Source organism: Nonomuraea sp. NPDC004354, from assembly GCF_053602555.1.
On sequence record NZ_JBSGDV010000002.1, the window covers coordinates 335,793 to 357,238 of the forward strand.

Genomic DNA, 21,446 nt, shown 5'->3' on the forward strand with positions numbered 1-21,446 from the left:
GCCCTGATCCGTGCCGCCGAAACGGATAGCCTGGGAGGCATGGTGCGCATCGGAGCTCATGTCGACCAGGACGATCCCGCGGCCCACGCGGCCGAACGCGACGCGGAGATCGTGCAGTTCTTCCTCGGCGACCCGCAGGGCTACAAGGCGCCCGTGCTGCCCGACAAGCCGGTCGAGGGCGTCGACATCTACATCCACGCGCCCTACCTGATCAACGTGGCGACGACCAACAACCGGATCAGGATTCCCAGCCGCAAGCTGCTGGAGCAGCATCTCAAGGCGGCCGCGGGCCTCGGCGCCAAGGGCCTGATCGTCCACGGCGGCCACCTCAACAAGGACGAGGACCCGCAGATCGGGTTCGACAACTGGCGCAAGGTGTTCGAGCGGATGGAGTGCCCCATCCCCGTGCTGATCGAGAACACCGCGGGCGGCGGCAACGCCATCGCGCGCAGGCTCGACCGCATCGCCCGGCTGTGGGAGGCGCTCGACGGGTTCGACGTGGGCTTCTGCCTCGACACCTGCCACGCCCACGCGGGCGGCGAGGAGCTGGTGGACGTGGTCGACCGGGTCAAGGCCATCACCGGCCGCATCGACCTGGTCCACTGCAACGACTCGCGTGACGCCTTCGACTCGGGCGCCGACCGCCACGCCAACCTCGGTCAGGGGCAGATCGAGTCCGAGCTGATTCTGGAGGTGTGCCGCAGGGCGGGGGCGCCGATCATCGTGGAGACGCCGTTCGCAGGTCAGGCCGAGGACATCGCCTTCCTCCGCAAGAACCTGTGAGGGAAACACACAGCCTGTGGATAACTTCCATGGATTACTTTCCACCGGAAGCGGGTACGGATGTCAGCCGGCCCACGCGCCGGTGAGGAACCTCAGGGTGTTCAGCACCATCAGCGGGCCGAGGAGCAGGCCGTACCCGATGATCCACCGGGTCGACAGCCGGGAGATCAGCACCCACAGCGGGAACCACAGGATCAGGGCGCGCGGCACCGACAGGTAGTAGGCCGACAGCAGCAGCGCGCCCGCCTGCAGGCCGCAGTAGACGAACTCGCTCCACCGGCGCCGCACGAGCAGCCAGACCAGCACCGCGACGGCCACCACGGCGCCGACGATCTCCATCCGGAAGGCGACGGCGAAGTCGTCGGTGCCCATGGCCGAGTTCCAGGTGGTCCGCCACGCCTCCCATGGCCACACCATCTCCCGGCCCCACCCGGCCTCCTGCGCGTGCTTCCAGGCCAGCCAGTCACCGGTACGGTCATGCAGATACCACGAGTAGGCGAGCAACGAGACGAAGGGGACGGTCAGCCACGGCAGTTCCCGCCAGCGCGGCTTGCTGAGCACGAACTCCACGATCAGCGCGACCGCCAGGAACATCCCCGTGATCCGGACGGCGGACGCCCCTGCGGCCAGCAGCGCGGCGGCGGCCCACTGCCTCCTGCGCGCCGCCAGCCAGGCGGGGATCGCGAGCGCGAGGAACAACGCCTCGCTGTAGCCGGCGGCCAGGAAGACCGCCGTGGGGAACAGCACCATGGCCAGCACCGCCGTGGAGCCCGAGCCGCCCTCGAACTCCGCGAGCCGCGCCAGCGCCATCGCCGCCACGCCGCCCGCGACCAGCGAGATCAGCAGCCCGCACAGCGCCCAGTCGGGGACGACCAGGTGGACGAGCCTGAGCATGGCGGGCATGCCAGGGAAGAACGCGGGCAGGCCGGGGTCACGCGGGGCGCCGGGGTCGCCGCCGTAGCCGTGCTGGGCGATCGTGACGAAGAGGCTGGCGTCCCACTGCTTCCACCTGTCGAGGTAGCCGCCCGCGCCGGCCAGCCATGACGCGCCCATCAGGGTGGCGAGCAGGAGCCCGAGACGGGAGGTGACCCAGATCCCGAGCGCCCTCATCAGGTGAGCGCGAACCTGTCAGGGGCGCGGTCGAAGACGCCGCCCGTCTGGTCGTCGACGCCTGCCTGCCGTACCACGTCCTTGTCGGGACGGAGGATGTCGCGCACCACGAACGCCATCATGATGAGGATCGTGATGACGCGGCCCCAGACGGCGGTGAAGTAGACGTCGTCGCCGATGCCCAGGTGCCTGCTCGCCTCGTCCTGGTAGAGCAGGTAGAGCCAGATCGCGAAGAAGTACCACACCTCGGCGACCTGCCACAGCGCCAGCGGCTTCCAGTTGGGCCTGGCCAGCACGGCGAACGGCACCAGCCACAGCACGAACTGCGGCGACCACACCTTGTTGGTCATCATGAACGCGGCCAGCGCCAGGAAGCAGATCTGCGCCAGGCGGGGCCGCTGCGGCGCCAGCACGGTCAGGACGGCGATGCCGAGACACAGCAGCGCCAGCGAGACCATGCCGAGCAGGCTCGGGTCCATGTCGCCGAGGATCGGCCAGTCCTTGCGCTCGAAGAACAGCCAGGGCGAGCCCCAGTCGACGCCGCGCTCCTGGGAGAAGACGTAGAAGCGCCGCCAGCCCTCCCACGCCAGCACCATGAACGGGACGTTGACGACGAGCCAGGCCGCCACCGCCGAGCCCAGCGAGACGAGGAAGGGCCGCCATTTTCCGGTGCGCACGGTCAGCAGGAACAGCGCGCCGAGGAACATCAGCGGGTAGAACTTGGTCGCGATCGCCAGACCGAGCAGCACGCCGGCCAGCACCTGGCGGCGGCGCGCCCACGCCAGCAGGAAGCCCATCGACAGCGCGCCCGCGATCAGGTCCCAGTTGATGTAGGCGGCGAGGATCACGCCGGGGGCGAGGGCGTACCAGGCGGCGTCCCATCTGCGGGTGGGCCCGGCCACGGCGGCCATCAGCAGCACGCCGATCACGAGGGAGATCCCCAGCAGGATCACCGTGATGTCGTAGAACCGCACCGCCTGGGTCGCCTCGTCCGGCGCCAGCCGGCGCACCAGCCAGGCGATGACCTGCATGACCTCGCCGAGCACGACGGGGTACTCCACCTGCTTGTCGAACGGCACCGCGGCGAAGTACGGGTCCTGCGTGTGGAGCTGCCGGTCGAAGAAGAGCGGGTAGATGTCGGTGTAGCAGGCGTTCGCGTACGTCTGGATGGAGTTGTTCCAGCCGCCCGTCCTGCAGGGCAGCTTCCAGACGTAGGCGAGGACCGCCCCCAGGGCCGCCATGAGCCCCAGGGGCAGGTACGGCACGACCGTCCGCGCCGTCGTCCCCAGCCGTGTCATTCGCTGTCGCGCCTGGTGGATCCGGCCATGGGATCGGGCACGATCGCGCCGCCGCCCATCGGGTCGTCGCCGGAGCCGACGTCACCGAGCCTGTCGGCCTCCGTCTGGCCGTCCTCGGGCAGGCCGTCGTTGTCGTCGTCGCTGTCGCAGCCGAGCAGGCCGCAGTCGTTGCCGTTGTCGTCGCCCCACGGGTCGTCCGGCGTGCCGAACGGGTTGTCGGTGGTCGGGGTCGGCTTGGGCTCCGGCTTCTCCACGATGTTCTCGGACTGGCCGATGTTCGCCCTGGCCGGGAACTGCTCGACCGGCAGCTTCAGCGTCTCGTGGGCGCGCAGCATGAAGGCACGCCACACCTCGGTGGGCGGACCGGCGCCCTCGAAGCCCAGCGACACCTCGTAGGGCTTGGTGTAGACCTTGTTGATCCCGTCGTACTTGCTGTTCTTCTTGCCGTCGGTCACGGGGCAGTTGGAGTGCTGCGGCGGTACGACCTTGCCGGAGGCGGTCCTGCACTCCTCGCGGTAGAAGCCGACCGCGGTGGAGATCTGCGGCGTGTAGCCGACGAACCAGGCTTCCTTCTCGTCGTTGTTGGTGCCGGTCTTGCCGGCGGCCGGACGGTTGCCCAGGCCCTTGCCCGCGGCGGTGCCGCCGGCCTTGAGCACCGACTGCATCGCGGCGGTGGCGTCGGCGGCGGCCTCGGCCGAGATCACCTGTCGCGGCAGCTTCTTCTCGGGGTTCCAGCGGACGCTCTTGTCCGGGTTGAGGACCTTCTGAACCACGTGGTAGTCGGCGTGCTTGCCGCCGTTGGCGAAGATCGAGTAGCCGGCCGCCTGCTCGACGGGGGACACCAGCGCCGAGCCGATCGAGAAGCCGTAGGCGTGGGAGGCGACGTCGTCGTCCATCCGCTTCTTGCCGAGGCCCGCCTCCACGACGATCCGCTTCACGTCCTCCAGCTGGCCGGGCAGCTTGTAGGCCATGGAGACGTACGCGGTGTTGACCGAGGCGGCGGTGGCCTTGACGACATCGACGGCCTGGCCGACGTTGTGGCTGTTGCGGTAGCCGCCGATCTGCTGGCCCGGGATCTCCTTGGGCACGGTCTCGTTGCCCGGCACGAAGCTGTTGAGGCTGTAGCCGGCGTCGAGCCAGGCGGCCAGCACGTACGGCTTGAAGGCCGAGGCCGCCTGCTTGTACGACTTGAAGGGCTCGTTCCACGGGTCGGTGATGTAGTTCCTGCCGCCGTAGAAGGCGAGCACCCTGCCGTTTCGGGGGTCGACGGCGGCCAGACCCGCGTGGAACTCCTTGTTCATGCGCGCGGTCACGCCCTCGACCGCCGCCTTGGCGTCCCTCATCAGCTGCTTGTCGAACGTCGAGACGATCCGGTAGCCGCTGCGCTCGATCTCGTCGCTGCTGATGTTGTTGCGCTCGAGCTCGTTGAGGACCTCCCTGACCATGTAGCCGGTGAGCCCGGACATCTCGCTCTTGTCGGTGGGCTTCTTGACCTTCGGCCACTTGGCGGTCGCCGGCAGGTTGCCGTACTTCTGCGGGAACTGGTCGGCCATGTACTTGATCACGGTGCTCCACCGCGACTTCAGCCGGGGGTCCTCACCGTCCCAGTTGGGCTGCTGGATGCGGGCGGCCAGGTACGCCGCCTGCGCGGGGGTGAGCTTGGCGGCCTTGGTGTTCTTGCCGAAGTAGGCCTCGGCGGCCGCCTGGATGCCGTAGGCACGGCCGTAGTTGATCGTGTTGAGGTAGTCCATGAGGATGTCCTCTTTGGACTTCTCCTTGTTGAGCTTCACCGCGACGAAGATCTCTTTGACCTTCCGCTGGATCGACTGCTCCTGGCTGAGGCCCTCGTAGTAGTTGCGCGCCATCTGCTGGGTGATGGTGGAGGCGCCCTGGACCTGCTGGCGGGTCACGGTCATCCACACCGAGCGGGCGATGCCGGGGATGGAGATGCCGGAGTCCTCCCAGAAGGTCTTGTTCTCGATGGCGATCGTCGCGTCCTTGACCGCGTCGTTGACCTCGCTGAACTTGATGATCTTTCGCGGGATGCCCCAGCGGGCGATCTCGGTCTTGCCGTCCCGGTAGTAGATGATGCTTTCCTGCGCGACCGCGTTCTGCTGGGCGACCTCGGGCAGCGGTGTGTTCGCGTAGGCGACCCAGATCATCCCGAACAGGCCGGCGGCCAGCACGACCATGCTGGCCATGACGATCTTCCAGTTCGGGATGAACCGCTTCCAGCCGCGGCGGCCCTTCCCCGCGTCGCCGCCTTCGCCACCGCCGCCGCGACCCGGGCCCTCGGGGCCGCGCGGGCCCCGGCCGCCGCGGGAGCGGCGCGGCTCGGGTCCGCCCACCATCGTCTCCTCGGCACCGCGCCGGCGCGACGGGGGTCCGTCCACGGGGTACTGCGCGGTCTGCTGTGGCGGCACCTGCTGCGGCCCCGACGGCCGGGAGGGTGCGGGCGGCTGCGCGTCCATCGCGCCCGTCTGCTCGTAGGCGGCCTCGGGACGGCGTTCCATGCCCCAGCCGGTTTGTGTCGGCTGCGAAGCGGGCACGGGACTCGAGCGACGGCGCCTCCCCTGGCGACCCGTCCCTTCAGCGCGCTCTCCGCGTCCGATCGGCTCGGGACCATAGCTGCTGTTACTCAACACGTCCTCGCATCGTCGTCATCTGGCACGGCGGGCGCCGTCCTCGGTTCACGTGGTGCCGACGCTGTCAGGCGGCCCGGTGCCGAGGACATAAGAGACGGTCAGGTGGTTCCAGGAACAACCCTGACATACCTCGACCACATAGACCCTGAACTCCTCGTAATCATGGGCCATCTCGAGGATCTCTGATGTGGCCTTTGCGCGACCGGCATGTCGGCCCAGCGCGTCGCCGTAGACATAGGTCACGTTGGTGACGTTCTCTCTCGCGCATACCGGGCAGGGACGTTCGGTCGGTTCGCCGAAGTGCCGTGCCGCGCGAAGGAGATAGGGCTGTGCGTCGCAGACATCACGAGTGGAGGCATGCCCGGAGCGAAGTGAGCGCACTGCCGCCCGCTTCGCCAGCCCGTAGTCCACCACCCCTCGCTGAGACCACATGGGCGCCAGACTACGGCTTTTTGCCGATTCCACCCAACCTCTTGGGGAATCCGTTGATTGCGGCGATATAGCGACGCGACGTATTGTGTGGATGTATCGACTCGATACATCGGCGCGAGAGGGGGCGGTTTCCTTGGCCAGCGGACAGGGCAGAGTGCTTGAACTCGCCGTGCTCGGGTCGCTGCACGAGACCCCTCTCCATGGCTACGAGCTGCGCAAACGGCTCAACGCGCTGCTGGGGATGTTCAGAGCCTTCTCCTACGGCTCGCTGTACCCGTGCCTGAAGTCACTGCTGGAGCAGGGGCTCATCATGGAGGAGCGCCCGGCGGAGGCGGTCGTCGGAGGGCGATCGAAGATCGTCTACAAACTCACCGCCGACGGCAAGGAGCGGCTGCAGGACCTGCTCACCCAGGCAGGCCCGTCCGCGTGGGAGGACGAGAGCTTCGGCGTCCACTTCGCCTTCTTCAGGCACACGGAGGCCGAAGTACGGCTGCGCATCCTCGAAGGACGCCGCAGCCGCCTCGAGGAACGGCTCGACAGCGTCCGCACCGCGCTGGCCCGCACCAGGGAGCGCCTCGACAGCTACACGTTGGAGCTGCAGCGTCACGGTCTGGAATCGGTCGAACGCGAGGTGCGTTGGCTGAACGAGCTGATCGCCACGGAACGCAGGGCCTCACAGGAGCCCGAGAAAGATACGTCATCAGATGAGTAAGGGAGCGAGTGCGATGGGTTCGGTACGCGTAGCCGTTGTCGGTGTCGGCAACTGCGCGGCGTCGCTGATTCAGGGCGTTCACTACTACAAGGACGCCGACCCGGACACACGAGTGCCGGGTCTGATGCACGTCAAGTTCGGCGACTACCACGTCGGTGACATCGAGTTCGTCGCCGCTTTCGACGTCGACGCCAAGAAGGTCGGCCGCGACCTGTCCGAGGCGATCGTCGCCAGCGAGAACAACACGATCAAGATCACGGACGTGCCGCCGACCGGTGTCATCGTCCAGCGCGGCCACACCTTCGACGGTCTCGGCGAGTTCTACCGCGAGATCATCGAGGAGTCCGACGAGGCGCCCGTGGACGTCGTGCGGGTGCTGAAGGACGCCCGGGTGGACGTGCTGGTGTCCTACCTGCCGGTGGGCTCGGAGGAGGCCGACCGCTTCTACGCCCAGTGCGCGCTCGACGCCAAGGTGGCGTTCGTGAACGCGCTGCCGGTCTTCATCGCCTCCGACCCCGAGTGGGCGGAGAAGTTCACCGAGGCGGGCGTGCCGATCGTCGGCGACGACATCAAGTCGCAGGTCGGCGCCACCATCACGCACCGCGTGATGGCCAAGCTGTTCGAGGACCGCGGGGTCGAGCTGCTGCGCACCTACCAGCTCAACTTCGGCGGCAACATGGACTTCATGAACATGCTGGAGCGCAAGCGGCTCCAGTCGAAGAAGATCTCCAAGACGCAGTCCGTCACATCGCAGATCCCGCACGAGATGGCCAAGGCCGACGTGCACATCGGCCCGTCCGACCACGTGCCGTGGCTCGACGACCGCAAGTGGGCCTACGTCCGCCTGGAGGGCCGCTCGTTCGGCGACACCCCGCTGAACCTGGAGTACAAGCTCGAGGTGTGGGACTCGCCCAACTCGGCGGGCGTCATCATCGACGCGGTACGCGCCGCGAAGATCGCCCTCGACCGGGGGATCGCCGGGCCGATCCTGTCGGCCAGCTCCTACTTCATGAAGTCGCCGCCCGAGCAGTACTCCGACGAGGAGGCCCACGAGTACGTGGAGAAGTTCATCCGCGGCGAGGTGGAGCGGTAGTCCTCCCGTACGGCAGGCCGGCCTGAGCGCCGACGTCTCGTCGTGGCCGGGCGCTGTCCCCGTGCGCCACTCCAGCGCACGGGGTCCCCGCCCCGACGGCGAGACGTTCCGCGTTTCCGGGGTACGCCGTGACGGCGGCCGGCCACGGGCGCTCGGTGAGCGCTTCCCTGGAGGGACGCCGGCCCCGCGCCTCGGGTGGCGCCGGCGCCGGCGTGCCGTAACCGGAGATCCCCCGTTTCCGCGGGCTCAGGAGAGCGGGCGGGCGGCCGGGGGCAGCTCGGCGGGCGCGGCGGGGGACCAGGCGAGCGGGTCGGCCCCGAGGTCGTCGAGCTGGGGCACCTGGTCGCGGCACCACGGCGAGATCGCCAGCAGCCCCGACATCACGCCCGAGGCGAACTCCTTCCACGGCATCCACACCACCTCCCCCACCTCGTCGGGGTTCGGCCGTACCGGCGCGCTCGTCAGCACCCGGTAGACGGGGCACAGCTCGTGCTCGACGACGCCGTTGGCCATCACCGCCCGGTAGGAGAAGCGGGGCAGCATGAGATCGACGCGGTCGACGACCATGCCGAGCTCGTAGGAGAGCCGGCGCAGCACCGCGTCCTGGAGGGGCTCGCCCGGCAGCGGGTGGCCGCAGCAGCTGTTGGTCCACACGTCCGGCCAGGTGACCTTGTGAGAGGCCCGCCTGGACAGCAGCACCCGGCCGTCCTCGTCGAAGACGTAGCTGGAGAAGGCCAGGTGCAGCGGCGTGTCAGGACCGTGTATCGACGCCTTGGGTGCGGTGCCGATCGCGTTGCCTTCGCCGTCGACCAACACCACGAGTTCGTCAGGAGTCACAGTCTGTAGCGTACGTGATCATGACGCTGGGCCGGAACACTTTTACCCACCTGTCACGTGACGTATCTCAGGGTCGACCCCGATGTCCGGACGTGGGGCGAAGGCTAGGCTTGCGTCGTGTCTTATGCCGCCGATCTCCAAACGGTCCTGAAGGGGCGCGACTTCAGGCGGTTGTTCTTCACCCGCCTGGTCTCGCAGTTCTCCGACGGGATCTTCCAGTTCGGCGTCGCGGGTTTCGCGTTCTTCAGCCCGGAGAAGCAGACCACCGCGCTCCAGGTGGCGATCGGCCTGGCCGTGCTGCTGCTGCCGTACAGCGTGCTCGGTCCGTTCGTGGGCGTCTTCATCGACCGCTGGTCGCGGCGGCAGATCCTGGTGGTCGCGCCGATCGTGCGCGGCGGGCTGCTGCTGGTCGCCGCGGCGTTCGTCGCCGCCGGCCTGCCCGACGAGTACTTCTACGCGGCGGCGCTCGGCGTGCTGGGCGTCAACCGGTTCTTCCTGGCCGCGCTGGGCGCCTCGCTGCCGCACGTGGTGCCTAGGGAGCAGCTGATGATGGCCAACGCCGTCACGCCCACCTCCGGCACTGTCGTCACCTTCGTCGGCGCGGGCTTCGGCATCGTGCTGCGCTGGGTGTTCGGGGCGGGCCCCGGCGGCACCGCGCTGCTGCTGGTCACCTCGGGCGTGGTGTTCGGGCTGAGCGCGCTCATCGCCCGCACCATGCACCGGTCCCTGCTCGGCCCCTCCTACGACCCGGACCGGCCGCAGGCGCGCGAGGCCCTGCGCAACGTGGTCAGCGGTCTCGTCGACGGCGCCAGGCACCTGATCCACCACCGCGCGGCCGCCGCCGCGATGGGCGCGATGGCCACCCACCGCTTCATGTACGGCATGGCGACGGCGATGGGCATCATCCTCTACCGCTACTACTTCACCGACGGCGACGCAGACGCCGCCCTGTCGGGCATCAGCATCGTGCTGGTGACCTCGGGCTTCGGCTACTTCCTCGCGGTGGTCATCACGCCGTGGGCCACCGAGCGCATGCCCATCGAGCGCTGGGTGCCGACGATGCTGGTCACCGCGGGCGTGCTGAGCGCGATCCTGATCATCCCGTTCCAGCCGTGGGGCCTGTGGATCGGCGGCTTCGTACTGGGGGTGACCGGGCAGAGCGTCAAGATCTGCGCCGACACCAGCGTCCAGCGCGACGTCGAGGACGCCTACCTGGGCCGGGCCTTCTCGATCTACGACATGCTGTTCAACGGCATGTACGTGCTGGCGGCGGCGCTGTCGGCGGCGATCCTGCCGGCGAACGGCAAGTCCCTCGTAGCCGTCGCGATCATGGCGGTCGGCTACGTGCTCGGCGCGGTGATCTACCGGATCGTCACGCCGACGCGCTCTCCCCAGACTCTGTAGATCCGCTAGAAGCCGTTCTCCCCCGCCCACTCCAGCAGCGCCTGCGTGGCGGCCTCCTTGCCGATGACGCCCTTGTCGAGGCGCAGCTCCAGCAGGAACTTGTAGGCCTTGCCCACGGCAGGGCCAGGGCCGACACCGAGGACGCGCTGGATCTCGTTGCCGTCGAGCTCCGGCCTGATCTTCGCCAGCTCCTCTTCCTCCGCCAGCCGTTCGATGCGCTCCTCGAGCTGGTCGTAGGTGCGGGAGAGGACCTGCGCCTTGCGCTTGTTGCGCGTGGTGCAGTCGGCCCTGGTCAGCTTGTGGAGGCGCTCGAGCAGCGGGCCCGCGTCGCGCACGTAGCGGCGTACCGCGCTGTCGGTCCACTCGCCGGTGCCGTAGCCGTGGAAGCGCAGGTGCAGCTCCACCAGGCGGGAGACGTCGGCGACGACGTCCTTGGGGAACTTCAGCTCCGCCATCCGCTTCTTGGTCAGCTGCGCGCCCACCACCTCGTGGTGGTGGAAGGAGACCCGGCCGCCGGGCTCGTGACGGCGCGTCTTGGGCTTGCCCACGTCGTGCATGAGCGCCGACCAGCGCAGGATGCGGTCGGGCTTGCCGTCCTCCTCCTGGGCGATGGCCTGTTCGAGCACGATCAGCGTGTGCTCGTAGACGTCCTTGTGGCGGTGGTGCTCGTCGATCTCCAGGCGGAGCCTGGGCAGCTCGGGCAGCACGTGCGCGGCCAGCCCGGTCTCGACGAGCAGGCGCAGGCCCTCCCGGGGCATCGCGCCGCAGACCAGCTTGTCGAGCTCGTCGCGGATCCGCTCGGCCGAGACGATCTCGATGCGGTCGCTCATCGCGGCCATCGCGGCGACGGTCTCCGGCGCGACCGTGAAGCCGAGCTGGGCGGCGAAGCGGGCGGCGCGCAGCATGCGCAGCGGGTCGTCGCCGAAGGACTGCTCGGGCGTGCTGGGCGTGCGCAGCGTCCTGGCCGCCAGGTCGTCCCGCCCGCCGTAGGGGTCGACGAACTCGTGGCCCGGCAGCCGCACCGCCATCGCGTTGACGGCGAAGTCGCGGCGCTCCAGGTCGGCCTCGAGCGTCTCGCCGTACATGACCTCGGGCTTGCGCGACTTGGGGTCGTAGGACTCGCTGCGGTAGGTGGTGATCTCGAGCAGCCAGCCGCCCTTGCGCACGCCGATCGTGCCGAAGTCGATGCCGATCGTCCAGACCGAGTCGGCCCAGTCTCTGACGATCTCCAGGACCCGTTCGGGACGGGCGTCGGTCGTCAGGTCGAGGTCGTTGCCGATACGGCCCAGCAGGATGTCGCGCACGGAGCCGCCCACCAGGGCAAGCTCGTGCCCGCGGGCGGCGAAGAGCTCGCCGAGTTCGTTGGCGACGGGAGCGATTTTGCGGGAGATCTCTATTGAGTCGGACAAGCTGGGTAGGTCCTTCTATTGCGGAACATATCCCCCGAGCCACACCGGGTCCGGGTTACCGTCGGTCAGAGACCGTCGGGGGCCCATGGAACGAGGCAAGGAGCGTATATATGAAGGACGCCCTCGCGATCCACCGCTGGCTCCTCGCACACCAGGTCCATCATGAGATCGTACGCCTTCCGCGCCCCATGACGTGCGCCGAAGAGCTGCCCTCGGCGACCTCGTCCGCACCCGGGCGGTGCGTGGCCGTGACGGTGTTCGAGCGCCACTCGAGGCTGGGCCGCGAGGCGGTGGCCGTGGTCTCCACGGTCGCCGACCTGCCCACCGCCCACACGGTGGGTCTGCTGCTGGGTTCGACGAACGTCAGCCCGGCGCCGGCGTTCGCGATCAACGCGTCCACCGACTACGCGGCCGGACTGGTATGTCCGCTCCTGCTCCCTCTCGAGCTGTTTGTCCTTGTGGACGAGCGGATCCCCGCCGACGGCGGCCTCGTCTTCACGCCGACGGGCGAGCGCCACACCGCACTGCGGTTGCACGCCCTCGACCTCCTGCGACTCGTCCGCGGCAAGACCGTGGACCTCGGCCTGATCCGTCCCAGGGGAACCCGTGAGGCGGTCGCGCTCCGGCACTGAGCCCGTACCATGGCGGCGTGCGTCGAACTCCTCCACGGGCAGAAGCGTGATCCGTAAGACCACGCTGCTCCCGGTCCTCATCGCGGCGTTGCTCTCCGCCTTCGTCGTGACGCCGGCCGGTACGGCTGCCGCCGCCACCGTCACGGCGCAGCAGGTCAGGGTGACGATCGAGTCGATCACGCCGGACGTGCCGCGCAAGCCCGCCGACGAGATCAAGGTCATCGGCAAGCTGACCAACACCGGCACGACACCGCTGGCCGCCCCGATGATGCGGCTGCGCCCTGCCCGGCAGCCGTTCTCGAGCAGAGCCGCCATGGAGGAGTACCTGGCGGGCGGCTTCGTCTCCGACTACGGCGCGGCCCACTCCGTGATCAGCCTGCCCGCCATCGCGCCCGGCGGCACGGCCGCGTTCGAGCTGAAGACCACTCCCATGGCGCTGACCCTGTCCAGGTTCGGCGTCTACCCGCTGGGCGTCGAGCTGCTGAACGGCGGGCTGCCCGTCACCACCGTCCGCACGTTCCTGACGTACGCGCCGCCGAACGCCAAGCCGCCGAAGAACAGGATCGCCTTCGCGCTGCCGATCATCGATCAGCCGCGCCGCGGTCCCGACGACGTCTTCATCGACGACAACCTGCGCACCTCGCTGCTCGGCAGCGGCCGTCTCGCCGACCTGCTGCGCATCGCGAAGTCCCAGCCGAAGAACGTCACCTGGTTCGTCGACCCGGCCCTGCTCGACGACGTCCATGCGATGTCGGCCGGCGAGCAGTACAAGGTGCGGCCCAAGGCGGGCGGCGAGATCAAGCGGCCGCGCGACACGGCGGCGGCCCAGTGGCTCGACGAGCTGCGGGCGGCTCTCGCCACGCAGAACGTGGTGGCCACGCCGTACGCGGACCCCGACGTCACGGCGCTGGCGCACCAGGGGCTCGACGAGGAGACCGCGAAGGCCATCACGATCAGCGCCGCGAAGGCCAGGACGCTGCTCAAGCGGGACGTGCCCACCGCGACCGCGTGGCCGCCGGCGGGCAAGATCGACGATGACGCGCTCGACCTGCTGACCGTCGGCGGCGTCACCACGGTCCTGCTGGACGCCGACAACCTGACCACGAGCGCGCGGCCGAACCCGACGGCCGACGCGGCCCTGACCGTGCCCCCCGCGGTCACGCCCGACGCCGCGACGACGATCGACAGCGTCTCGGGGCCCGTCAGGGCGCTGGTCGCCGACCCGGGGCTGAGCCGCACGCTGGAGCTCCAGAAGGGCGTGCCGGGCTCGTCGACCCTGCAGAAGCAGCGGTTCGTGGCGGAGACCGCGATGATCGCCGGCGAGCAGGGCGTCAGCGCGCCCCGGTCGCTCGTCGTGGCGCCCCCGCGCCGCTGGAACCCCAACCCGACCCACGTGACCAACCTGCTGAAGACGGCCGCGGGCCTGCCGTGGCTCACCGGCGTGCCGCTCACCTCGATCAAGCAGACCAAGGCGTCCGCCCCGCGCGCGGGGCTGACCTACACCGACGCCGACCGCAAGGCCGAGCTGAGCAGGAAGTACCTCGAGTCGGTGAGGCGGGTCGCGGGCAAGGCCGCGCTCACCTCCGGCATCACCTCCGGGCACGCGCCGTCCGCCTTCGACACGGCGGTGCTGCGGCTGACCTCCTCGGCCTGGCGGGTCAAGTCCGGCATCGGCGCCAGGGAGGCCAAGCAGGTCGAGGCCAAGGTGGGCGAGAGCCTCGCGAAGGTCTACATCACCGGCTCGGCGCAGGGCAGGACGCGCTCACTGGCCGGCCAGGAGGGCCAGATCCCCGTCAGCGTGAAGAACGGGCGCGACGAACCGGTCTCCCTGACCGTGCAGGTCACCTCCGACTCCACCGACCTGCTGGAGATCGTCAGCGACGGCAAGCCCCAGCGGCTCGACATCGGCCCGGGGCAGAGCGGCACGATCCAGGTGAAGATGCGGGTCAAGGTGAGCGGCGACTCGCTCGTCACCATCCAGCTGCGCACTCTGGACGGCAAGGCCTACCAGAAGCCCGCCAAGCTGACGATCAGGACGACGGGCTACACCCAGATCGCGCTGGTCATCGTCGGCGGGGCGCTGTCGGTGATGCTGGCAGCCGTGGTGATGCGAGTGCTCAGGCGCAGGTCGGAGCGGCGCGTGGCGAAGACGGCGAAATCTAGGGAGAGCGAGCGCGTATGAGCCGCATGCTGCGAGCCAGCGCCATCATGGCCGCGGGCACGCTGGTGTCCAGGGTCACCGGTTTCGTCCGCACGATCATCTTGGCCGCGGCGATCGGCACCGGCCTCATGGGCGACGCCTACCAGGCCGCCTACACGATCCCCTACAGCATCCTCGACCTGCTCATCCTCGGCGTGCTGAGCAGCGTGGTCGTGCCGATGATCGTGCGCGCCCAGCGGGAGGACCCCGACGGCGGCAGGGCCTACGAGCAGCGGCTGCTCACGCTGTCGACGCTCGCGCTCACGGTCGTCGCCGTGCTGGCCGTCCTGGCCGCCCCGCTGCTGATCGACCTGTACACCGACTGGCGGGCGGGCTCGCGGGAGTTCGCGGTCGCGGTCTCGCTGGCCAGGTACATCCTGCCGCAGCTGGCCTTCTTCGGCGTCGGGGCCATCGCCGGCGCTATCCTGAACACCCGGGACAGGTTCGCCGCGCCGATGTGGGCGCCCGTCCTGAACAACGTGGTCGTCATCGGCGTCCTGCTGGCCTACATCGCCGTCAGCACGGCCAGGGGCGACATCTCGAAGGTCACCGAGGGCGATCTGGCACTGCTCGGGCTCGGCACCACCGCGGGCATCGTGGCGCAGGCCCTCGTGCTGATCGTCTCGCTCAGGCGGGCCGGTTTTTCCTTCCGCCCCCGCTTCGACGTCCGCAACGCCAGGCTCGGCGAGATGGGCAGGGCGGGCGTCTGGACCATCGGCTACGTCGTGGTGACCCAGCTCGGCCTGATCCTCACGACCAACCTGGCCACCGCGGCGAGCAAGGTGGCCCCCGGCCACGGCATCGCCGCCTACAACTTCGCCTTCCAGCTCTTCCAGCTGCCCTACGGCATCATCGGCGTCTCCGTCATCACCGCCATGCTGCCGAGGATGAGCAGGTCGGCGGGCGAGGGCAGGCTCGACGATCTGCGCTCCGAGTTCGCCTCCGGGGTACGGCTGGTCGGCTCGGTCATGGTGCCGATCTCGCTGCTGCTCATGGTGCTCGGCCCCGCGATGACGGTGCTGATCTTCGGCCACGGCGACACCTCCTCGGAGAGCGCCGTCTACATCGGCAACGTGCTGCAGGTCTTCGGCCTGGCGCTGGTGCCGTTCTCGATCTTCCAGCTCCTGCTGCGGGTGTTCTACAGCTTCGGCGACACGCGGACGCCGGTTTTCGTGGGCGCGGGCACCACCGCGGTCAACGCGGTGCTCATGCTCGTGGCCTCCTTCACGCTCCCCGCGGAGTACGTCGTCATGGGGCTGGCCTTCGCCTACACCGTGGCGTACACGGTCGGCGCGACGGTGGCGTGGATGATGGCCAGCCGGCGCGTGGGCGGTCTGGGCGGCTGGACCGTCGGCTCGGCGCTGACCAGGATGTACGTCGCCGCCATGCCCACGGCCGTGCTCGCGCTCGCCGCCGTCTGGGGCGTCCAGCAGGCCTTCGGCATCCTGGGTACGGTCAACGCGCTGATCATTCTGGGCGTCGGCGGCGGCCTCGGCGGCGCCCTGTATCTGGTCGTCGCGCACAAGATGCGTATCCCGGAGGTCAACTCGATCGTTGGAATGGTCGCGGGGCGGGTAGGCCGGTACTAATGAGAAACGTGGCTATCAGACTGCCGCGTTCCCATGTCGCAGCTGAGCGCCCGTATCGGCAGTCCAGCGGCCACGTTTCTCATTAGTAAGAAGCGCGGGAGGAACCGGCGCGGCACTACCATGGTGCCCGACACGTGGCAAAACGGAAGCAGGAGGGGCGTGGGCGGATCCACCCGACATCGCGTGCCTGCGTGGAGGGACGTCACGCAGGTGATCGAGTCATGAGCGGCGCCTCAACGGTTGAGCCAGGAACCCGCCTCGCGGAGCGCTTCCGTCTGGAGGACCGTGTCAGCGAGTCGGAGGGGGCCACCCTCTGGAAGGCCATCGACGAGATCCTCGCGCGCCCTGTCGCGGTGCACACCTTCGATCCCGACTTCCCGCGCGTCACCGAGGTGGTGACCGCCGCCCGCGCCGCGAGCAGGCTCACCGACCCCCGGCTGACCCAGGTGTTCGACGCCGCCGAGGACGGCGAGCTGGCCTACGTGGTGAGCGAGTGGGTCACCGGCGACTCGCTGTCCGACCTGCTGGCCGGCGGCCCGATGGAGCCCGAGCGCGCCGCCGCCCTGGTCGCCGAGGCGGCCGAGGCGCTGGCCCACGCGCACGAGCACGACCTCCACCACCTGTGCCTGCACCCCGGCAAGCTCGTCTGGACCACCGGCAACACGGTCAAGGTGCTCGGTGTCGCCGTCGACGCGGCCCTCGCCGGGCTCACCACCGACGATCCCGCGCGCGACGACGCCGAGGGGCTCGGCCGCCTGCTCTACGCCGGCCTGACCGGGCACTGGCCGGGCGACGAGGAGGAGGGCGGGCTGCCCGCCGCCCCCATGACCGACGGCCACTTCTGCACCCCGCGCCAGGTGACCGCGGGCGTGCCCGGCTACCTCGACACCATCACGTGCCGGGCCGTGCTGCCCGAGTCGCGCAGGGGGCAGAGCGCGCTGGCCACTCCCGCGGAGATGGCCGAGGCGCTGGCCGACGTCGCCAGGCCGCTGCCGATCCCCTTCACGCCGGCTCCTCCGCCACCGCCGCCGCCCGCCCCCACCGTGGCCTCCCGCTCGGAGGGGATGGAGATCCGGCAGCAGCTCTACGTGCCCGCGCCGCCGAAGCAGCCGAGCACCCTCAACCGGGCGCTGATGACGTTCCTCGTGCTGCTGGTGATCGCCGCCGTGGGCGTCGGCGCGTGGACGCTCGGCCGCAAGCTCGGCAACCCGGGGCAGCAGCCGCCGGTCGCCGAGAGCTCGGCGCCGCCCACGCCGACGGCGGAGCCGCAGATCGTCAAGCCGTCCACCGCCACCGGCTTCGACCCGCTCGGCGACGACCGCGCCGAGCATCCCGAACTCGCCAAGGACGCCATCGACGGCAAGCCCGACACCTTCTGGAACACCACGAAGTACGTCAGCGCCACGCTGGGTAACCTGAAGCCGGGCGTGGGCCTCATGCTCGACATGGGGAAGCCGACGAAGATCGCTGATGTGATCGCGACGCTGTCCGACAGCCCCGGCGCCACCGTCGAGCTGAAGGTCGGCAACTCCGCCGATCTCAGCTCGCTGAAGACGGTGGCCAAGCAGAAGGACGCCTCGGGCAAGGTCACGCTGACGCCGGGGGAAGCCGCAACCGGTCAGTACGTTTTGATCTGGTTTACGCGTCTTCCCGCGGAGGACGGGGCGTTTCGTGGCACCATCTATGACGTAGTGGTGTATTCCCCCGGAACGGCATAAACCTTGTGAATTCCCCACCCGAGCCACCCTCTGACGCCGAGCTGCTCACCCGGCACCTCGACGGGGATCAGCATGCGTTCAGTGAGATCGTCAAAAGGCACCGAGACCGCATGTGGGCGGTCGCCCTGCGCACGCTCGGCGACCCCGACGAGGCGGCTGACGCCGTACAGGACGCGTTCGTCTCCGCCTACCGGAAGGCGCACAGCTTCCGCGGCGAGGCGGCCGTCACCACCTGGCTGCACCGCATCGTGGTCAACGCCTGCCTCGACAGGATGCGCCGCAAATCCGTCCGGCCCGTCGCCGACGACGAGCTGATCGAGGCGGCCGAGCGCGACACCCCGATGCCCGACCAGACCGGCGAGCGCGAGGTCTCCATGGAGGTTTCGGCCGCGCTCAAACTCCTTCCCGCCGACCAGCGGGCCGCGCTCGTCCTCGTCGACATGATGGGCTACTCCGTCGAAGACGCAGCTCAGGTGCTGTCCGTGCCGAGCGGGACGGTGAAGAGCCGATGCGCCCGCGGTCGCGCGAAACTTGCCCCAATTCTTTCGCATCTACGGAACCGAACCGACCTCACTCGCGTCTCATCCGCGAAGGGAGCAGAACTTCGTGACGGGTGATACGCACTACGATCTGGAGATCTTGGCCGAGCTGGCCGAGGGTCTCCTGGACGCTGCCACAGCCGAACAGGTACGCGAACATCTCGCGGTTTGCGACCCCTGCGGGGAGCTCCTGGCCGACCTGGCGGCGGTTCGCGAGGTGCTCGCGGCGACTCCCACCCCGGCCATGCCGATGGGCGTCGCGATGCGAATCGACCAGGCTCTTGCTCGTGAGGCTTCCGGGGGGCGTGTCGGCCTCGTGGAAAGTCCCGACTGGGATGAGCTGACCCGACAGGCACCGCCCGAGCCGGTACGGCTGGGCGTCGTCGCCGACGACGGCAGCATCGTCCCAGCGCGATCCCGACGCTCCGCACGCCGGCGCAGATGGGCCATGCCCGCTGTCGCGGCGGCCGCGGCGGCGGTCGTGGTCGGCACGGCGGCGGTCGGAACGACCATGCTGGCGGGCGGCGGTGGCTCTCCTGTGGAGAAGAACACCATGGCTCAACCACAGCCGTCCGAACCGAGCGTCGGCTACGTCGTGACGGACACCGACTACAACTGGAGCTCGCAGGACCTGCGCCAGCCGCTGCGCGACTTCTTCGGCCCCGCGCCCGCCTCCAAGGGCGGCGGCGTCGACGCCAGGGTGACCGCCTGCGTCACCAAGGTGTCCAACCGGAGCAGGCTCAAGCCCTTCATGGTCGACCAGAGCGAGTTCAACGGCCAGGAGGCCCTGATCGTCGCCTCCTGGAAGGACAAGGTCGCCCAGCGCGTCCGAGTCGACGTCGTCGACCCGTTCACGTGCAAGAACATCGTCAAACCCACACTGGGCAGCTGGAACTAGCGCCAAGCAGAAGGGCCCGCCACGGCGGGCCCTTCCTCTTTGTGGGCAGGTGGGAATCAGCGGCGCCTAGGATCTGTTGACGCCACTGGCAAACAGAGAAGGAAGGCGTGGAGCGTTGAGCGACGTCCGGAATGTGATCATCATCGGTTCGGGGCCCGCAGGGTATACCGCGGCCGTCTACTCCGCACGCGCCGAACTCAAGCCTCTGGTCTTCGAAGGCTCCGTGACCGCGGGCGGCGCGCTCATGAACACCACCGACGTGGAGAACTTCCCCGGGTTCCCCGACGGCATCATGGGCCCCGACCTGATGGACAACCTGCGCAAGCAGGCCGAGCGCTTCGGCGCCGAACTGGTCGCCGACGACGTGGTCGAGGTCGACCTGGAGGCCAACCCCAAGGTCGTCAAGACCCACACCGACACCTACTACGCCAAGTCGGTCATCCTGTCGATGGGCTCCGGTTACCGCGAGCTGGGCCTGCAGAACGAGAAGCGACTGTCCGGCCACGGCGTGTCCTGGTGCGCCACCTGCGACGGGTTCTTCTTCCGCAACAAGGACATCGTGGTCGTCGGAGGCGGAGACACCGCCATGGAGGAGGCCATCTTCCTCACCCGCTTCGCGCGCATGGTGACCGTCGTCCACCGCCGCGACGAGCTGCGCGCCAGCAAGATCATGCAGGAGCGCGCCTTCGCCAACGAGAAGATCCGCTTCGTCTGGGACTCCGAGGTCACCGACGTGCTCGGCGACGACAAGGTGACCGCGGTCACGCTGCGCAACATCAAGACGGGCGAGGAATGCGAGCTGGCCACCGACGGCCTGTTCATCGCGATCGGCCACGACCCGCGCACCGACCTGGTCAAGGGGCAGATCGAGCTCGACGACGAGGGATACGTCAAGGTGGCCTCGCCGTCCACCGAGACCAACATCCCCGGCGTGTTCGCCGCCGGCGACGTGGTCGACCACACCTACCGGCAGGCCATCACGGCGGCGGGCACCGGCTGCTCGGCGTCGCTCGACTCAGAGCGCTGGCTCGCAAGCAACGAGAACTAACGAAGGAGCCCACTGTGAAGGCAGTCACCGACGCCTCGTTCGAGGCGGACGTCCTCAAGAACGACAAGCCCGTCCTTGTCGACTTCTGGGCGGAGTGGTGCGGCCCGTGCCGCCAGGTCGCGCCGATCCTCGAGGAGATCTCGAAGGAGTACGGGGACAAGCTGGAGATCGTCAAGCTGAACATCGACGAGAACCCGAACGTGCCTCGCGACTACGGTGTGCTCCAGATCCCGACCATGAACGTCTACAAGGGCGGAGAGGTCGTCAAGCAGATCATCGGCGCCAAGCCGAAGGCCATGCTGCTGCGCGAGCTCGACGGCATCATCTAGCCGTACTCGTCACCGAGCCCCGGGAGTCGACCGACCCCCGGGGCTCGGTCGTTGTCGGGGGCGTCGTCCCACACGTCGCGTCCGCCGCGCGGGAGGCTCCTGCGTGCGGCTGTCCTGGAGGGACGGACATCGCTCCGCCACGTTCGGCCCCGCCTCCAGGCACCCCGAGCCACGCCGGAGACGATCAGGGCCGCCTTAACGCCACGGCTCCCCCCTTCGGAACCCCGGCATACTCAGCCCCCGCCCTTCGGAAACCCCCAGCCACATCGGGGACGGCCGCGACCGCACACGACCCCGTGCCCCGTCCTCCGGGAAACCCCGGCCGTGCGCGGGACGATCAGGCCACACCCGACCCCGCGACGCCCGCCTCCAGGAAACCCAGGCACACCAGGGATGATCACGGCCGCACTTAACGCCGCGGCCCGCGCCCTTCGGAACCCCGGCAGTGCCGGGGACGGCCGCGACCGCACCCGACCCTGCGACCCCCTGTCCTCCAGGAACCCCAGCCACGCGCGGGACGATCACGGCCGCACTCGCCTCCGCGACGCCCGCCCTTCAGGAGCCCCAGCCGCGCCGGGGACGGTCGCGACCGCATCCGACCTCGCGGCGCCTGTCCTCCGGAACCCCAGCCACGCGCAGGACGATCACAACCCCACACGACGCAGCAGCCCCGTCCTCCAGGAAACCCCGACCGCACCGGGGACGATCACGACCGCACACCACCCCGCGACCCCGCCCTTCCGGAACCCCCGCCGCACCCAGGACGGTCG

At 69.3% G+C, this 21,446-nt stretch carries 18 protein-coding genes; 12 read left to right on the forward strand and 6 right to left on the reverse strand.

What is annotated here, in order from left to right:
• Positions 1-39 precede the first annotated feature (39 nt).
• The gene (locus ACWENQ_RS07275; RefSeq protein ID WP_449915994.1) at positions 40-783 is read left to right on the forward strand and encodes a deoxyribonuclease IV; all 744 of its coding nucleotides are present in this window, start codon (positions 40-42) and stop codon (positions 781-783) included.
• Positions 784-846: 63 nt separating this feature from the next.
• Here ACWENQ_RS07275 and ACWENQ_RS07280 read toward each other — a convergent pair whose 3' ends face one another.
• From ACWENQ_RS07280 to ACWENQ_RS07295, 4 genes are all read right to left on the reverse strand, one after another.
• A complete protein-coding gene (locus ACWENQ_RS07280) occupies positions 847-1,893 on the reverse strand; it encodes a mannosyltransferase family protein (protein WP_452413158.1) in 1,047 nt (348 codons plus the stop codon).
• The gene (locus tag ACWENQ_RS07285; protein WP_449915997.1) at positions 1,893-3,191 is read right to left on the reverse strand and encodes a glycosyltransferase family 87 protein; all 1,299 of its coding nucleotides are present in this window, start codon (positions 3,189-3,191) and stop codon (positions 1,893-1,895) included. Before ACWENQ_RS07285 ends, ACWENQ_RS07280 begins: the two co-directional genes overlap by 1 nt.
• On the reverse strand, positions 3,188-5,704 hold the full coding sequence (locus ACWENQ_RS07290) for a transglycosylase domain-containing protein (RefSeq protein WP_452413159.1): 2,517 nt from the start codon (positions 5,702-5,704) through the stop codon (positions 3,188-3,190). Before ACWENQ_RS07290 ends, ACWENQ_RS07285 begins: the two co-directional genes overlap by 4 nt.
• A 177-nt stretch (positions 5,705-5,881) precedes the next feature.
• Entirely contained in the window at positions 5,882-6,268 is a 387-nt protein-coding gene (locus ACWENQ_RS07295; protein ID WP_449916002.1) for a DUF5318 family protein, read from the reverse strand.
• Positions 6,269-6,401: 133 nt separating this feature from the next.
• Between ACWENQ_RS07295 and ACWENQ_RS07300 the strand changes: the two genes are divergently transcribed.
• Positions 6,402-6,980, forward strand: a complete 579-nt coding sequence (locus tag ACWENQ_RS07300) for a helix-turn-helix transcriptional regulator (RefSeq protein WP_449916004.1) — start codon at positions 6,402-6,404, stop codon at positions 6,978-6,980.
• A gap of 13 nt (positions 6,981-6,993) precedes the next feature.
• A complete protein-coding gene (locus ACWENQ_RS07305) occupies positions 6,994-8,073 on the forward strand; it encodes an inositol-3-phosphate synthase (RefSeq protein WP_354919231.1) in 1,080 nt (359 codons plus the stop codon).
• Positions 8,074-8,319: 246 nt separating this feature from the next.
• Here the strand turns inward: ACWENQ_RS07305 and idi are convergent, their stop codons facing one another.
• Positions 8,320-8,910: an isopentenyl-diphosphate Delta-isomerase gene (gene idi, locus ACWENQ_RS07310; protein WP_449916007.1), complete on the reverse strand. Its 591-nt coding sequence runs from the start codon at positions 8,908-8,910 to the stop codon at positions 8,320-8,322.
• Positions 8,911-9,027: 117 nt separating this feature from the next.
• Here idi and ACWENQ_RS07315 point away from each other — a divergent pair, with 117 nt between their 5' ends.
• On the forward strand, positions 9,028-10,314 hold the full coding sequence (locus tag ACWENQ_RS07315; protein ID WP_449916010.1) for an MFS transporter: 1,287 nt from the start codon (positions 9,028-9,030) through the stop codon (positions 10,312-10,314).
• Between the two features lie 5 nt (positions 10,315-10,319).
• Here ACWENQ_RS07315 and ACWENQ_RS07320 read toward each other — a convergent pair whose 3' ends face one another.
• Positions 10,320-11,723 (reverse strand): CCA tRNA nucleotidyltransferase, encoded by a 1,404-nt coding sequence (locus ACWENQ_RS07320; protein ID WP_449916012.1) that lies wholly within the window; start codon positions 11,721-11,723, stop codon positions 10,320-10,322.
• A gap of 110 nt (positions 11,724-11,833) precedes the next feature.
• On the opposite strand from ACWENQ_RS07320, the gene ACWENQ_RS07325 reads away from it, so the two are divergent.
• From ACWENQ_RS07325 to trxA, 8 genes are all read left to right on the forward strand, one after another.
• Entirely contained in the window at positions 11,834-12,355 is a 522-nt protein-coding gene (locus ACWENQ_RS07325) for a YbaK/EbsC family protein (protein ID WP_449916014.1), read from the forward strand.
• A gap of 46 nt (positions 12,356-12,401) precedes the next feature.
• Entirely contained in the window at positions 12,402-14,537 is a 2,136-nt protein-coding gene (locus tag ACWENQ_RS07330) for a DUF6049 family protein (protein WP_452413160.1), read from the forward strand.
• Positions 14,534-16,144, forward strand: coding sequence for a murein biosynthesis integral membrane protein MurJ (gene murJ / locus ACWENQ_RS07335; RefSeq protein WP_452413161.1), 1,611 nt, complete (start codon positions 14,534-14,536; stop codon positions 16,142-16,144). The genes ACWENQ_RS07330 and murJ overlap by 4 nt, the downstream gene beginning before the upstream one ends.
• 221 nt (positions 16,145-16,365) lie before the next feature.
• Complete coding sequence (locus ACWENQ_RS07340) at positions 16,366-17,862, forward strand: protein kinase family protein (RefSeq protein WP_449916021.1); 1,497 nt, start codon at positions 16,366-16,368, stop codon at positions 17,860-17,862.
• A gap of 5 nt (positions 17,863-17,867) precedes the next feature.
• Positions 17,868-18,479, forward strand: a complete 612-nt coding sequence (gene sigM / locus ACWENQ_RS07345; RefSeq protein WP_354919254.1) for an RNA polymerase sigma factor SigM — start codon at positions 17,868-17,870, stop codon at positions 18,477-18,479.
• Positions 18,469-19,299 (forward strand): anti-sigma factor family protein, encoded by an 831-nt coding sequence (locus ACWENQ_RS07350; RefSeq protein WP_452413162.1) that lies wholly within the window; start codon positions 18,469-18,471, stop codon positions 19,297-19,299. Before sigM ends, ACWENQ_RS07350 begins: the two co-directional genes overlap by 11 nt.
• Positions 19,300-19,414: 115 nt before the next feature.
• Positions 19,415-20,347, forward strand: a complete 933-nt coding sequence (gene trxB / locus ACWENQ_RS07355; protein ID WP_354919259.1) for a thioredoxin-disulfide reductase — start codon at positions 19,415-19,417, stop codon at positions 20,345-20,347.
• A 14-nt stretch (positions 20,348-20,361) separates the two neighbouring features.
• Positions 20,362-20,676, forward strand: a complete 315-nt coding sequence (gene trxA / locus ACWENQ_RS07360; RefSeq protein ID WP_312895737.1) for a thioredoxin — start codon at positions 20,362-20,364, stop codon at positions 20,674-20,676.
• The last annotated feature ends 770 nt before the right edge of the window (positions 20,677-21,446 follow it).